The organism is Pseudomonas sp. B21-041 (assembly GCF_024748675.1).
Lineage (GTDB): Bacteria > Pseudomonadota > Gammaproteobacteria > Pseudomonadales > Pseudomonadaceae > Aquipseudomonas > Aquipseudomonas neuropathica.
The window spans coordinates 1,314,142-1,328,452 of sequence record NZ_CP087175.1 but is presented as its reverse complement, the minus strand read 5'-3'; the positions used below and the strand labels follow the sequence as shown (position 1 = coordinate 1,328,452).

General features: G+C 59.2%; 11 protein-coding genes. 1 reads left to right on the top strand and 10 read right to left on the bottom strand.

Annotated elements, in window-relative coordinates; all coding sequences use genetic code 11:
* Positions 1–24: 24 nt before the first annotated feature.
* Positions 25–921, top strand: a complete 897-nt coding sequence (locus tag LOY43_RS05750; protein ID WP_095050408.1) for a LysR substrate-binding domain-containing protein — start codon at positions 25–27, stop codon at positions 919–921.
* A 117-nt stretch (positions 922–1,038) separates the two neighbouring features.
* On the opposite strand, the gene ispD is transcribed toward LOY43_RS05750, so the two are convergent.
* The 10 genes from ispD to lpxB form a co-directional block, all read right to left on the bottom strand.
* A complete protein-coding gene (gene ispD, locus LOY43_RS05745) occupies positions 1,039–1,746 on the bottom strand; it encodes a 2-C-methyl-D-erythritol 4-phosphate cytidylyltransferase (RefSeq protein ID WP_220558173.1) in 708 nt (235 codons plus the stop codon).
* Positions 1,743–2,021: a cell division protein FtsB gene (ftsB, locus tag LOY43_RS05740; RefSeq protein ID WP_007908838.1), complete on the bottom strand. Its 279-nt coding sequence runs from the start codon at positions 2,019–2,021 to the stop codon at positions 1,743–1,745. The genes ispD and ftsB overlap by 4 nt, the downstream gene beginning before the upstream one ends.
* A 171-nt stretch (positions 2,022–2,192) precedes the next feature.
* The gene (gene eno, locus LOY43_RS05735; protein ID WP_093436567.1) at positions 2,193–3,482 is read right to left on the bottom strand and encodes a phosphopyruvate hydratase; all 1,290 of its coding nucleotides are present in this window, start codon (positions 3,480–3,482) and stop codon (positions 2,193–2,195) included.
* A gap of 157 nt (positions 3,483–3,639) precedes the next feature.
* Entirely contained in the window at positions 3,640–4,485 is an 846-nt protein-coding gene (kdsA, locus tag LOY43_RS05730) for a 3-deoxy-8-phosphooctulonate synthase (RefSeq protein ID WP_095050406.1), read from the bottom strand.
* A 5-nt stretch (positions 4,486–4,490) separates the two neighbouring features.
* A complete protein-coding gene (locus LOY43_RS05725) occupies positions 4,491–6,122 on the bottom strand; it encodes a CTP synthase (protein WP_093436570.1) in 1,632 nt (543 codons plus the stop codon).
* A 274-nt stretch (positions 6,123–6,396) separates the two neighbouring features.
* Complete coding sequence (gene tilS, locus LOY43_RS05720) at positions 6,397–7,725, bottom strand: tRNA lysidine(34) synthetase TilS (RefSeq protein ID WP_095050405.1); 1,329 nt, start codon at positions 7,723–7,725, stop codon at positions 6,397–6,399.
* Between the two features lie 132 nt (positions 7,726–7,857).
* A complete protein-coding gene (locus LOY43_RS05715) occupies positions 7,858–8,805 on the bottom strand; it encodes an acetyl-CoA carboxylase carboxyltransferase subunit alpha (RefSeq protein ID WP_038357918.1) in 948 nt (315 codons plus the stop codon).
* 139 nt (positions 8,806–8,944) lie between these two features.
* Positions 8,945–12,466: a DNA polymerase III subunit alpha gene (dnaE, locus tag LOY43_RS05710; RefSeq protein WP_038357916.1), complete on the bottom strand. Its 3,522-nt coding sequence runs from the start codon at positions 12,464–12,466 to the stop codon at positions 8,945–8,947.
* A gap of 76 nt (positions 12,467–12,542) precedes the next feature.
* Positions 12,543–13,169 carry a ribonuclease HII gene (gene rnhB, locus LOY43_RS05705; protein ID WP_053117640.1) on the bottom strand — a complete coding sequence of 209 codons (627 nt, stop codon included), beginning with the start codon at positions 13,167–13,169 and terminating at the stop codon, positions 12,543–12,545.
* A gap of 11 nt (positions 13,170–13,180) precedes the next feature.
* Positions 13,181–14,311, bottom strand: coding sequence for a lipid-A-disaccharide synthase (gene lpxB, locus LOY43_RS05700; protein ID WP_258709324.1), 1,131 nt, complete (start codon positions 14,309–14,311; stop codon positions 13,181–13,183).

Genomic DNA, 14,311 nt, shown 5'->3' with positions numbered 1-14,311 from the left:
TATTGCCACACAGGGATAATCCCGATGTCCGAAAATCGCTGGGAAGGCATCGACGAGTTCGTTGCCGTTGCCGAATGCAGCCAGTTCACCGCCGCCGCCGAACGCCTTGGGGTTTCGTCCTCGCACATCAGCCGACAAATCGTACGGCTGGAAGAAAGACTTCAGACGCGACTTCTCTATCGCAGCACACGCCGGGTGACACTGACTGAGGCCGGGCAGACCTTCCTGCAACATTGCCAACGCTTGCAGGACGGTCGCGAGGAAGCATTGCGCGCCGTCGGCGATCTGACCAGCGAACCGAAGGGCATGCTGCGCATGACCTGCGCAGTAGCCTACGGCGAGCGTTTTATCGTGCCGCTGGTGACGCGGTTCATGGGGCTTTATCCACAACTGCGCATCGATATCGAACTGAGCAATCGCCAGCTCGATCTGGTACATGAAGGCCTTGATCTGGCGATTCGCCTGGGCCGCTTGCAGGACTCGCGGTTGGTCGCGACACGCCTGGCGCCACGGCGAATGTATCTGTGTGCGTCACCGTCCTACGTCGAGCGGTACGGTCGCCCACATAGCCTGTCGGAATTGAGTCGGCACAATTGCCTGATTGGCAGCTCGGACATCTGGCAGCTTGAGCAAAACGGACGGGAGTTTTCCCAGCGCGTGCAGGGCAACTGGCGCTGCAACAGCGGGCAAGCGGTGCTGGATGCGGCGTTGCAGGGGGTTGGGCTGTGTCAGTTGCCGGATTATTACGTGCTGGAGCATTTGCACAGCGGCGCGCTAATTTCGTTGCTGGAGGCGCATCAGCCACCAAATACGGCGGTGTGGGCGCTGTATCCGCAACAGCGGCATCTGTCGCCGAAGGTGCGCAAGTTGGTGGACTTTCTCAAGGAAGGATTGGCTGAGCGGCCGGAGTATCAGGAATGAGTGTTGCGTTGGCTGTAAATGCGCTATCGCGAGCAGGCTCACTCCTACAGGGGAACGCATTTCAAAATGTAGGAGTGAGCCTGCTCGCGATGGCGATTCAACAGGCACCACAAAAATTCAGCGGCGATTCGCCCAACGCTGACGCAACCACTCCAGATCTTCCGGCCGGGTCACCTTGAGGTTATCCGCCCGCCCTTCGATCAGACGAGGCTTAAGCCCCGCCCACTCCATCGCCGAAGCTTCATCAGTGATCACAGCATCCGCCACCAGACTGTCCGCCAACGCCCGATGCAACGCGCCGAGGCGAAACATCTGCGGCGTATACGCCTGCCAGATCACGCTGCGATCCACGGTCTCCAGCACACGACCGTGCTTGTCGACTCGCTTCAAGGTGTCGCGCGCCGGAACGGCGAGCAGGCCGCCGACCGGATCGTCCGCCAGTTCATCCAGTAACTTGTCGAGATCTTCGCGACTCAGATTCGGTCGTGCCGCATCGTGCACCAGCACCCAATCCTCATCATCGGCACCCTGCGCATGCAAATGTAGCAAAGCATTGAGCACCGAGCCGGAACGCTCGGCGCCGCCCTCGACGCGCTGAATACGCGAATCGCCAGCGCACGCCAGGTTCGGCCAATAAGGATCATCAACAGCAAGACTGACCACCAGGCCCTTAAGGCTTGGGTGATCGAGGAAACAGCCGAGGCTGTGTTCGAGAATTGTGCGTCCGCCCAGTTGCAGGTATTGCTTGGGACGGTCCGCGGCCATTCGGGCACCGATGCCCGCAGCAGGAATCACGGCCCAGAAGGCCGGCAGGGAATTGATCATTGGGCCAACTGGTAAAGGGTTTCGCCGTCCTTGACCATGCCCAGTTCGTGACGAGCCCGCTCTTCAACGGTCTCCATGCCCTTTTTCAACTCGCTGACTTCAGCGTCCATCACGCGATTGCGCTCCAGCAAACCTTCGTTCTCGGCGTGTTGATCAGCTATCTGCTGATTCAGCTCGGCGACTTGCGCCAGACTGCCATTGCCCACCCACAGGCGGTACTGCAAACCGGCCAGTAGCAAGAGCAAAACGAGAAACAACCAGTAAGGACTGCGCATCGAATATCAGGTATCCAGTGAAAAAAGACAGCCACGCCAAAACTTTGAAGCATCTGATAGCACGAAGCCTGGAAGACCCAGGCTTGTGCTGTTAAGGCATCAGATTAGTGGCAAATCCATCGCTGTCACGACTTTTTCGACACAATCCGGTGTCCTTCCATCGATTTGTACTTAGCCGCGGAACTCGCTGCGACCGTTGTACTTGGCCTTGCCATTCAACTGCTCTTCGATACGCAGCAGTTGGTTGTACTTGGAAACGCGGTCGGAACGGCACAGGGAACCGGTCTTGATCTGGCCAGCCGAGGTGCCCACAGCCAGGTCGGCAATGGTCGAATCTTCGGTTTCGCCCGAACGGTGCGAGATCACTGCGGTGTAACCGGCAGCCTTGGCCATCTGGATGGCTTCCAGGGTTTCGGTCAGGGTGCCGATCTGGTTGAACTTGATCAGGATCGAGTTGGCGATCTTTTTATCGATGCCTTCTTTCAGGATCTTGGTGTTGGTTACGAACAGGTCGTCGCCCACCAGCTGAGTCTTCTCGCCGATCTTGTCGGTGAGGATCTTCCAGCCAGCCCAGTCGGACTCGTCCAGACCGTCTTCGATCGAGATGATCGGATAACGTTCGGTCAGGCCTTTGAGGTAATCGGCGAAACCTTCAGCGGTGAACACCTGGCCTTCGCCGGACAGGTTGTACTTGCCGTCTTCGTAGAATTCGCTAGCCGCGCAGTCCAGCGCCAGGGTCACGTCGGTGCCCAGCTTGTAACCGGCGTTGGCCACAGCTTCCGAGATCACTTTCAGCGCGTCTTCGTTGGACGCCAGGTTCGGTGCGAAACCGCCTTCGTCGCCAACGGCAGTGCTCAGGCCACGGGCCTTCAGCACAGCTTTCAAGTGATGGAAAATCTCGGTGCCCATGCGCAGACCTTCCGAGAACGACTTGGCGCCAACCGGCTGCACCATGAATTCCTGGATGTCGACGTTGTTATCGGCGTGCTCGCCACCGTTGATGATGTTCATCATCGGTACTGGCATCGAGTAAACACCCGGAGTGCCGTTGAGGTTGGCGATGTGTGCGTACAGCGGCAGGTCCTGATCCTGTGCAGCAGCCTTGGCCGCAGCCAGGGACACGGCGAGGATGGCGTTGGCGCCCAGGGTTGCCTTGTTTTCGGTACCGTCGAGCTTGATCATCGCGTGATCCAGGGCTTTCTGGTCACTTGGGTCGGTGCCCAGCAGCAGATCGCGGATCGGACCGTTGATGTTGGCTACCGCTTTGAGCACGCCCTTGCCCAGGTAACGGCTCTTGTCGCCATCACGCAGCTCGAGTGCTTCACGCGAGCCAGTGGATGCACCGGACGGCGCGCAAGCGCTGCCGATGATGCCGTTGTCGAGAAGCACGTCCGCTTCCACGGTGGGATTGCCACGGGAGTCGAGAACTTCACGACCTTTGATGTCGACGATTTTTGCCATTGTTGTAAACACTCCAAAGTTGACGAAAACGACGCAGCTAGAGGAAATCTTTTTACCGTCGGCAAGGGGTGTGCAGCGGGCAGGCTTGCAGACGATAACGCTCATGCCCGAGGGCATGAGCGACAAATCGTGCGGTACTTTACCGGAGAATTGAGTGTTACGCGGTTTCTACCGTCGGAAAACTCTTCACCAGTTCGTCCAAAGCCTTGAGCTGGGCCAGGAATGGCTCCAGTTTGTCCAGACGCAAGGCGCAAGGGCCGTCGCATTTGGCATTGTCCGGATCCGGGTGCGCTTCGAGGAACAGACCTGCCAACGACTGGCTCATGCCTGCCTTGGCCAGATCCAGAACCTGGGCACGGCGACCGCCAGCGGAGTCGGCACGACCGCCAGGCATTTGCAGCGCGTGGGTCACGTCGAAGAATACCGGGTACTCGAACTGCTTCATGATGCCGAAGCCGAGCATGTCGACCACGAGGTTGTTGTAGCCGAAGCTCGAACCACGCTCGCAGAGGATCAATTGATCGTTACCCGCTTCCACGCACTTGTTCAGGATGTGTTTCATTTCCTGAGGCGCGAGGAACTGGGCTTTCTTGATGTTGATCACTGCATTGGTCTTGGCCATCGCGACGACCAGATCGGTCTGGCGCGACAGGAAGGCCGGCAGTTGAATGATGTCGCAGACCTCAGCGACGACCGCGGCCTGATCAGGCTCGTGGACGTCGGTGATGATCGGCACGCCAAAGGCTTGTTTGATGTCCTGGAAGATGCGCATGCCCTCTTCCAGGCCAGGACCACGATAAGAGGCCACAGAAGAACGGTTAGCCTTGTCGAAACTGGCCTTGAACACGTAAGGGATACCGAGTTTTTCGGTGACCTTTACGTACTCTTCGCAAACCTGCATGGCCATGTCACGGCTTTCCAGCACGTTCATGCCGCCGAACAGCACCATGGGTTTGTCGTTGGCAATTTCAATGTCGCCGACGCGGATGATCTTCTGTGCCATCGGGGTTACGCCTTTTTCTGGTGTTGAGCCAACGCTGCTTTGACAAAACCGCTGAACAGCGGATGGCCATCACGTGGTGTCGAGGTGAACTCAGGGTGGAACTGGCAAGCAACGAACCATGGGTGATCGGCCGCTTCAACCACTTCAACCAGCGCCGCATCAGCGGAGCGACCGGAAATTTTCAGGCCAGCCTCGATCAGCTGTGGCAGCAGGTTGTTGTTCACTTCGTAACGGTGACGGTGACGCTCGACGATCACGTCCTTGCCGTAGCAGTCGTGGACCTTGGAACCGGCTTCAAGCAGGCAGTCCTGAGCGCCAAGGCGCATGGTGCCGCCCAGGTCGGACGATTCGGTACGTACTTCAACGGCACCGGTCGCGTCTTCCCACTCGGTGATCAGACCGACCACCGGATGGCCGCTGGCGCGATCGAACTCGGTGGAGTTGGCGTCTTTCCAGCCCATCACGTTACGGGCGAACTCGATGACCGCCACTTGCATACCGAGGCAGATACCCAGATATGGAACCTTGTTTTCGCGAGCGTACTGAACGGCAGTAATCTTGCCTTCCACGCCACGCAGACCGAAGCCGCCCGGTACGAGGATCGCGTCGACACCTTCGAGCAGCGCAGTGCCCTGGTTTTCGATATCTTCGGAATCGATGTAACGCAGGTTGACCTTGGTGCGGTTGCTGATGCCGGCGTGACTCATCGCTTCGATCAACGACTTGTAAGCGTCCAGCAGCTCCATATACTTGCCGACCATGGCGATGGTCACTTCGTGTTCCGGATTCAGCTTGGCGTCAACCACCGCGTCCCACTCGGACAGATCCGCGCTGCCGCATTGCAGGCCGAAACGCTCAACGACGAAATCGTCCAGACCCTGCGAGTGCAGGATGCCCGGGATCTTGTAGATGGTGTCGGCGTCTTCCAGTGCGATCACCGCACGCTCTTCAACGTTGGTGAACTGAGCGATCTTGCGACGCGACGAGATGTCGATCGGGTGATCGGAACGGCACACCAGCACGTCTGGCTGCAGGCCGATCGAACGCAGTTCTTTTACCGAGTGCTGGGTTGGTTTGGTCTTGGTTTCGCCAGCGGTGGCGATGTACGGCACCAGTGTCAGGTGCATCAGCATCGCGCGCTTGGCGCCGACTTCGAAACGCAGTTGACGGATGGCTTCGAGGAACGGTTGCGACTCGATGTCACCGACGGTGCCACCGATTTCAACCATCGCCACGTCAGCGTCACCGGCACCCTTGATGATGCGGCGCTTGATTTCGTCGGTGATGTGCGGGATCACCTGGATGGTTGCACCCAGGTAGTCACCACGGCGCTCTTTGCGCAGCACGTGCTCGTAGACACGACCGGTGGTGAAGTTGTTGTTCTGGGTCATGGTCGTGCGGATGAACCGCTCGTAGTGCCCCAGGTCCAGGTCGGTCTCGGCGCCGTCGTGGGTGACGAACACTTCACCGTGCTGGAACGGGCTCATGGTGCCCGGATCGACGTTGATGTACGGATCCAGCTTCAGCATGGTGACCTTAAGTCCCCGCGCCTCCAGGATGGCTGCCAATGAAGCCGATGCAATGCCTTTCCCCAATGAAGAAACAACACCGCCCGTGACGAATATGTAGCGCGTCATGAAAAACCCTAGAAGTCTGCGTTAAAGCGGTACGAGCCGCCGGGGAAAGCGAAGGAAGGCCGAAGCCCCCGATCACCTGCATTAATCACAGTGCACCTTTCAAAAAAACCGCCGCGTTGGGACAGACCGGCAGGTGAAACACCGGTACGTTGCTCGCTACACATTTTTTGGAATCGCCCAGCAAAGACTGCTTGGTAATCGGCAACTCCTGCAATTCAGGCGAATCCACAGAAGTTGTATCAAGAAGGGAGCGTAGTCTACCGGAATGCTCCTTTCAGCTCAAACCTTGATCTTCGTCTGTTGGCAGCCAATGCAATTTCCAGCCGTCCTGTGCATGACCATCAAGTCCCGGCAGGTTCGCCACCGCGAGCAATTCATCGCCGCGAAACAGCAGCGGCAATCTGCCACGCATGAAGCCCGGGACCGCGCGCTCATTGAGCAGGCGCTTGAGGTCACGGTGGCCGCGATCCGCCAGTTGCATGACTTCACCGCCCTGACGATAGGCAATGCGCAAAGGCCCGACGGGAGTCTGCCCGCTGAACGTGACATGTCCGTTATCGGCCAAGCGTAGCGCTGACGCCGGACTCTGCCACTCGACGCCGATCATCGGCGTGCGTAGCCAGTTGCCACTCAGCCACCACAGACGCCCGGCGCTGCGATGAAGCTCGCCATCGGCCAGACGCCATACTGGTGAAGCATCGTGAGCGGCGTCGCACAGATTTTTCCAACCCGACCAGTGGTCGGTATCTGGCAGTTGCGTGAAGGGTTCGAGCCAATGGCTGATCGCGTTTCGTTGCCGGGCAGCAGACAGTGCGGCGAGCGGCGCCAGTTCCAGCGACGGTAAAACCAGCCATTCATAATCATGAGCAGTCGCGGCTTGCGCCAGATCGATCTGCGCCAACTCATCGAGCAGCCCCTGAGCTTCACGCAGATGCGCGGCGCTGCGGGCCATGTTCGCCTGCGCTTGCGGCCAGCGCTCGCTCAGCACCGGCATGACCTGATGGCGCAGGTAATTGCGCGAGAACTGTCGATCCTGATTTGACGGATCTTCGATCCAGCTTAACGAGTGAGCCTGCGCGTAACGTTCCAGCTCGGCTCGAGTGACATCCAGCAACGGGCGAATCAACATGCCCTGCCCCACTGGCCTTTGCTGCGGCATTCCCGACAATCCGCGCACTCCCGCACCACGCAGCAGCCGGAACAGCAGTGTTTCCGCCTGATCATCACGGTGCTGACCAGTGATTAACGCCTCATTAGCTTGGGTCAGCGCACTGAACACGGCGTAACGCGCATCCCGCGCCGCCCGCTCCAGACTCGCGCCTGGTTGCACCGTCACCTGCTCGATCAGCAACGGCACTCCCAGCGCATCACACACGGACTGGCAATGTTGCGGCCACGCATCAGCCGCAGCCTGAAGGCCGTGATGGATATGGATAGCGCTTAGCGCGGGGATGGATTCGGTTTTTGCCAGATCGGCAAGCAGGTGCAGCAGGACGGTGGAATCGAGACCACCGGAAAACGCGATACGCCAATGAGCGGCATTGCGCCAAGGCTCAAGGTTGTGCAAAAGCCGTGAAGGCAAATCAATCATGGACTGCCCCATATTTAACTCTTTGCCCCAAAACAAATGTAGGAGTGAGCCTGCTCGCGATAGCGGTGTGACAGCCAACACATTGGTTGAATGTTACGCCCTCATCGCGAGCAGGCTCACTCCTACAGGGGTATTGCGCTCGACTTAGAGACCGTAGCTCATCAGTCGATCATAACGGCGCTTCAGCAACGCTTCGTTATCGAACTTCTTCAGCATCGCCAGTTGCGAGCTCAGCTCGGCACGGATCGATGCAGCCGCAGCCGCCGGATCACGGTGCGCGCCGCCCAGAGGCTCGCCAATCACCTTGTCGACAATGCCCAGGCCTTTCAGACGCTCGGCGGTGATGCCCATTGCTTCAGCAGCATCCGGCGCTTTTTCGGCGGTTTTCCACAGAATCGAAGCGCAACCTTCCGGCGAGATTACCGCGTAGGTCGAGTACTGCAGCATGTTTAGCTGGTCGCAGACGCCAATGGCCAGTGCACCACCGGAACCACCCTCACCGATAACGGTGGCGATGATCGGGGTCTTCAGGCGCGACATCACGCGCAGGTTCCAGGCGATCGCTTCGCTCTGGTTACGCTCTTCAGCGTCGATGCCAGGATAGGCACCCGGGGTGTCGATGAAGGTCAGGATCGGCATTTTGAAACGCTCGGCCATCTCCATCAGACGGCAAGCCTTGCGGTAGCCTTCCGGACGCGGCATGCCGAAGTTACGGCGCACCTTCTCACGGACTTCACGACCCTTCTGGTGACCGATGATCATCACCGGCTGGTCTTCCAGACGGGCGATACCGCCAACGATGGCCGCGTCGTCAGAGAAGTGACGGTCACCGTGCAGTTCGTCGAACTCGGTGAAGATATGCTCGATGTAGTCGAGGGTGTACGGGCGTTTCGGGTGACGCGCCAGGCGTGCGATCTGCCAGCTGGTCAGCTTGCCGAAGATGTCTTCGGTCAGCGTTTTGCTCTTGTCCTGCAGGCGGGAGATCTCATCGCCGATATTCAGCGAATTGTCATTACCGACCAAGCGCAACTCTTCGATCTTGGCTTGCAGGTCGGCGATCGGCTGTTCGAAATCTAGAAAATTCGGGTTCATAGGCGTCCGTCTTGGGTCGTGTCCCAAATGAGCTTGGGCCGGCCGGTTGTCTATTCGCGCCCTACCTTAAGGGAGAGGCGCGCTGAGGTCGAGATTAAAAATTCAGGTTGCGGGCAAGCGCCATGATGGCACTTGCCGGTCAACGGTATTGGAGGAAGACGTTGTCTCGCCCGAACTGGTCACGCAGGGCTTGAATCAACGCATCCGCCGGATCGATCCGCCAGGTCTCGCCGAACTGCAGCAAGGTCTTCGCATCCGGGCTCGTGTACTCCATGGTGATCGGGCACGCGCCGCGATGACGCTTGAGCAAATCCCCCAACCAGCGTAGCTGATCGCCTTTCAGATCCTGGGTTTGCAGCTTCAGGCGCAGGCTTTCGGCCAGATTGGTGCGCGCGTCTTCCATGCTCATCACACGTTTGACCCGCAGGCGCAGGCCACCGGAGAAGTCATCGTTGCTGACTTCGCCTTCGACCACCACCATCGCGTCGGTCTGCAACAACGACTGCGCAGAATGGAACGCATCGGCAAACAGCGACGCCTCAATCCGCCCCGAACGGTCGTCGAGGGTGATGAAACCCATCTTGTCGCCCTTCTTGTTCTTCATCACCCGCAGGGCAATGATCATCCCCGCCACGGTTTGCGTATCGCGCGCCGGCTTCAGGTCGATGATGCGCTGACGGGCGAAACGGCGGATCTCGCCTTCGTATTCGTCGATCGGGTGACCGGTCAGGTACAGGCCCAAGGTGTCTTTCTCACCTTTGAGGCGCTCCTTGAGAGTCAACTCCTTGGCCTTGCGGTGCGACGCATACACGTCGGCGTCTTCCTCGACAAACAGCCCGCCAAACAGGTCGGCGTGACCAGAGTCGTGGGTACGCGCGGTCTGCTCGGCCGCCTTGATCGCCTCTTCCATCGCTGCCAGCAGCACGGCGCGGTTGCGGTCGATGTTGGCCTGATAAGCCTTCTGTTCGTCATGGAAGTACGGCCCCAGACGATCCAGCGCACCGCTGCGGATCAAGCCGTCGAGGGTACGTTTGTTGATGCGCTTGAGGTCGACCCGCGCGCAGAAATCGAACAGATCCTTGAACGGACCTTCCTGACGCGCCTCGGTGATCGCCTCAACCGGGCCTTCACCAACACCTTTGATCGCGCCCAGGCCGTAAACGATGCGGCCGTCGTCGTTCACCGTGAACTTGAACTCCGAAGTGTTCACGTCCGGCGCGTCGAGGCGCAGCTTCATCGTGCGCACTTCCTCGATCAAGGTCACGACCTTGTCGGTGTTGTGCATGTCCGCAGAAAGTACCGCTGCCATGAACGGCGCCGGGTAGTGAGCTTTCAGCCACGCAGTCTGGTACGAGACCAGGCCGTAGGCGGCGGAGTGGGATTTGTTGAAGCCGTAACCGGCGAATTTTTCTACCAGGTCGAAAATGTTACCGGCAAGGTCGGCGTCGATGTTGTTGGTCGCGCAACCTTCAATGAAACCGCCGCGCTGCTTGGCCATTTCTTCGGGTTTTTTCTTACCCATCGCCCGACGGAGCATGTCCGCACCGCCAAGGGTGTAACCGGCCATGACCTGAGCAATCTGCATCACCTGTTCCTGATACAGGATGATGCCGTAAGTCGGTGCCAGAACCGGTTTCAAACCTTCGTACTGGTAATCCGAGTGCGGATACGCCAGTTCGGCGCGGCCGTGCTTACGGTTGATGAAGTCGTCCACCATGCCGGACTGCAGCGGGCCCGGACGGAACAGGGCCACCAGTGCGATCAAGTCTTCCAGGCAGTCGGGCTTGAGCTTTTTGATCAGCTCTTTCATGCCGCGCGATTCAAGCTGGAACACCGCGGTGGTTTCAGCTTTCTGCAACAGCGAGTACGTCGGTTTGTCGTCCAGCGGGATAAACGCGATATCCAGCGGCGGCTCGTTGACCTTGGCGCGATCACGGTTAATGGTTTTCAGCGCCCAGTCGATGATCGTCAGGGTCCGCAGACCGAGGAAGTCGAACTTCACCAGACCGGCCGCTTCAACGTCGTCCTTGTCGAACTGGGTCACCAGACCGTCACCGGCCTCATCGCAATAGATTGGCGAGAAGTCAGTCAGTTTGGTCGGCGCAATAACCACACCACCGGCGTGTTTACCAACGTTACGCACAACGCCTTCGAGCTTGCGCGCCATTTCCCAGATTTCCGCAGCTTCTTCATCAACCTTGATGAAGTCACGGAGGATTTCTTCCTGCTCGTAGGCTTTCTCCAGGGTCATGCCGACTTCGAACGGAATCATCTTCGACAGACGATCCGCCAGGCCGTAGGACTTGCCCTGCACCCGCGCTACGTCACGCACCACCGCTTTTGCGGCCATGGAACCGAAAGTGATGATCTGGCTTACCGCGTTGCGGCCGTACTTCTCGGCCACGTAGTCGATCACCCGGTCGCGACCGTCCATGCAGAAGTCGACGTCGAAGTCGGGCATGGATACCCGTTCCGGGTTAAGGAAACGTTCGAACAGCAGGTCGTATTCCAGCGGATCGAGGTCGGTGATCTTCTGTACATAAGCCACCAACGAACCGGCACCCGACCCACGGCCCGGACCTACCGGCACGCCGTTGTTCTTGGCCCACTGGATAAAGTCCATAACGATGAGGAAGTAACCGGGGAAACCCATCTGGATAATGATATCCAGCTCAAAATTCAGTCGGTCGACGTAGACCTGACGCTTGGCTTCGTAGTCTTCGGTGGTGTCCTTGGGCAGCAGCACCGACAAGCGTTCCTCCAGACCGTCGAAGGAGACTTTGCGGAAATACTCGTCGATGGTCATGCCATCGGGAATCGGGAAGTTGGGCAGGAAGTGAGTGCCCAGTTTCACTTCAATGTTGCAGCGCTTGGCGATCTCGACGGTGTTTTCAATCGCGTCGGGAATATCGCTGAACAGCTCGATCATTTCCTCGGCGCTTTTCAGGTATTGCTGATCGCTGTAATTCTTCGAGCGCCGTGGATCGTCGAGGGCACGGCCCTCACCGATGCACACGCGGGTTTCGTGGGCGGCGAAGTCTTCCTGCTTGATGAAACGCACATCGTTGGTCGCCACCAGCGGCGCGCCGAGCTTGTCGGCGAGGGCGACGGCACCGTGCAATTGTTCTTCATCGTTGGGACGGTTGGTGCGCTGGATTTCCAGATAGAAACGATCAGGGAATACCGCCATCCATTCGCGCGCCAAGGCTTCGGCTTCGGCCGGGTTGCCGCCGATCATGGCCATGCCGATCTCGCCTTCTTTGGCGGCGGACAGCATGATCAGGCCTTCGTTGGCTTCGGCGACCCACTCACGCTCGACGATGATCATGCCGTTGCGCTGGCCTTCGATGAAGCCGCGCGAGATCAACTCGGTGAGGTTGCGATAGCCCTTGGCGTTCATCACCAACAGGCTGAGCCGGCTCAGCGGTGCGTCCGGGTCTTTGTTCGACAGCCACAGGTCGGCGCCGCAGATCGGCTTGATGCCCGCGCCCATGGTGTTTTTGTAGAATTTGACCAGGGAACACATGTTGTTCTGGTCGGTGACCGCGACCGCCGGCATGTTCATGGCGGTCAGCGCCTTGACCAGCGGCTTGATCCGCACCAGCCCGTCGACCAGGGAGTATTCAGTGTGCAGGCGTAGATGAACGAATGAAGCCGGCATAGTGATCCTGTCCAGTTACATAGAGACAACAAGGCCCGGATTGTACCGGGCCTCGAACAAAACATCAGCCTGGCGACTAAACCTGCGTCAGACCTTCCAGCGCTTCGTAAGCCAGACGCACCGGGGCGAACGAGCGCCGGTGAATCGGCGTCGGGCCAAGGCGCACCAACGCTTCCAGATGAACGGGCGTCGGATAGCCTTTATGGCCACCGATGCCGTAACCCGGGTAGATCAATTCGAAGGCGGCCATTTCGCGGTCGCGGCTGACCTTGGCCAGAATCGATGCGGCAGCGATGGCTGGAACCTTGCCGTCGCCCTGCACGACCGCTTCGGCGCGCATCGGCAGTTGCGGGCAGCGGTTGCCGTCGATCATCGCCAGTTTCGGCTGGATGTGCAGCCCGGCAACCGCGCGCTGCATGGCCAGCATGGTCGCGTGCAAAATATTCAGCTCGTCGATTTCTTCGACTTCGGCGCGGGCGATGCACCAGCTCAGGGACTTCTCGATGATTTCGTCGTAGAGCTTTTCGCGCTTGGCTTCGGTGAGCTTCTTCGAGTCGTTAAGCCCGAGGATCGGCCGGTTCGGATCGAGGATCACCGCCGCCGTCACCACCGCGCCGCACAATGGGCCACGACCGACTTCATCGACGCCGGCAACCAGCTCTTCGACTTCGGCGACCAGGGTGAAATCCAGGCCCATCTGTATGCTTGTCTTGCTCATCGATTCTGACCGATCAGGTTAAGGACGGCGTCCGCCGCCTGATTGGAAGCGTCCAGGCGCAGCGTGCGATGGATCTCGTCGAAACCGCGGGTCTGCTCTTCGCCGCCCTCGATCAATGGCGACAGCGTCTGCGCCAGTGCTTCGACCGTCGCATCATCCTGCAACAATTCCGGGACCAGCAGACGTTGGGCCAGCAGGTTCGGCAAGGACACGTACGGGCTCTTGACCATGCGTTTCAGAATCCAGAACGTCAGCGGTGCCAGGCGGTACGCCACCACCATCGGCCGCTTGTACAACAGCGCTTCAAGGGTCGCGGTGCCGGAGGCGATCAACACGGCGTTGCACGCGGCCAGAGCCAGATGGGATTTGCCATCGAGCAGGGTCACCGGCAGATCGCGACCGGCAAGCAGCTCTTCAAGTTGCGCGCGGCGCTCCGGGTTGGCGCACGGGATGACAAAGCGCAAACCCGGGCGCAGCGCACGCAGGCGCTCAGCGGCATCGAGGAACAACGCCCCCAACCGGGACACTTCGCCGCCACGGCTGCCGGGCATCAACGCCACCAGCGGGCCGTCGGGCAAGCCCAGTTCGGCACGCGCCGCAGCGCGATCAGCTTCCAGCGGAATGGTATCGGCCAGGGTGTGACCGACGAACCGCACCGGCACGCCTTTCTCTTCGTAGAATTTTGCTTCGAACGGCAGCAAGGTCAGCATCAGATCGCAGCCTTCGCGGATCTTCAGCACGCGCTTCTGGCGCCACGCCCAAACCGACGGGCTGACGTAATGCACGGTTTTGATCCCGGCCTGACGCAGCTTAAGTTCGATATTGAGGTTGAAGTCCGGCGCGTCGATACCGATGAACACGTCCGGCTTCTTGGCGATCAACGTAGCGATCAGGTCTTTGCGGCGCTTGAGCAGTTCGCGCAAACGACCGAGGACTTCCACCAGGCCCATGACCGACAAGCGTTCCATGGGAAAGTAGGAAGTCAGGCCTTCAGCCTGCATCAACGGACCACCGACGCCGATGAACTCGACCGCCGGATGTTGAGCCTTGAGCGCGCGCATGAGGCCGGCGCCGAGAATGTCACCGGAAGCTTCACCCGCCACCAGCGCAATACGCAAATTGGCCAT

What these genes read in the sequence shown, in the direction of transcription:
- LOY43_RS05750 (WP_095050408.1), top strand. Translation starts at nt 25, where the DNA reads ATGTCCGAAAATCGCTGGGAAGGCATCGACGAGTTCGTTGCCGTTGCC.
- ispD (WP_220558173.1), bottom strand. Translation starts at nt 1,746, where the DNA reads ATGATCAATTCCCTGCCGGCCTTCTGGGCCGTGATTCCTGCTGCGGGC.
- ftsB (WP_007908838.1), bottom strand. Translation starts at nt 2,021, where the DNA reads ATGCGCAGTCCTTACTGGTTGTTTCTCGTTTTGCTCTTGCTACTGGCC.
- eno (WP_093436567.1), bottom strand. Translation starts at nt 3,482, where the DNA reads ATGGCAAAAATCGTCGACATCAAAGGTCGTGAAGTTCTCGACTCCCGT.
- kdsA (WP_095050406.1), bottom strand. Translation starts at nt 4,485, where the DNA reads ATGGCACAGAAGATCATCCGCGTCGGCGACATTGAAATTGCCAACGAC.
- LOY43_RS05725 (WP_093436570.1), bottom strand. Translation starts at nt 6,122, where the DNA reads ATGACGCGCTACATATTCGTCACGGGCGGTGTTGTTTCTTCATTGGGG.
- tilS (WP_095050405.1), bottom strand. Translation starts at nt 7,725, where the DNA reads ATGGGGCAGTCCATGATTGATTTGCCTTCACGGCTTTTGCACAACCTT.
- LOY43_RS05715 (WP_038357918.1), bottom strand. Translation starts at nt 8,805, where the DNA reads ATGAACCCGAATTTTCTAGATTTCGAACAGCCGATCGCCGACCTGCAA.
- dnaE (WP_038357916.1), bottom strand. Translation starts at nt 12,466, where the DNA reads ATGCCGGCTTCATTCGTTCATCTACGCCTGCACACTGAATACTCCCTG.
- lpxB (WP_258709324.1), bottom strand. Translation starts at nt 14,311, where the DNA reads ATGGCCAATTTGCGTATTGCGCTGGTGGCGGGTGAAGCTTCCGGTGAC.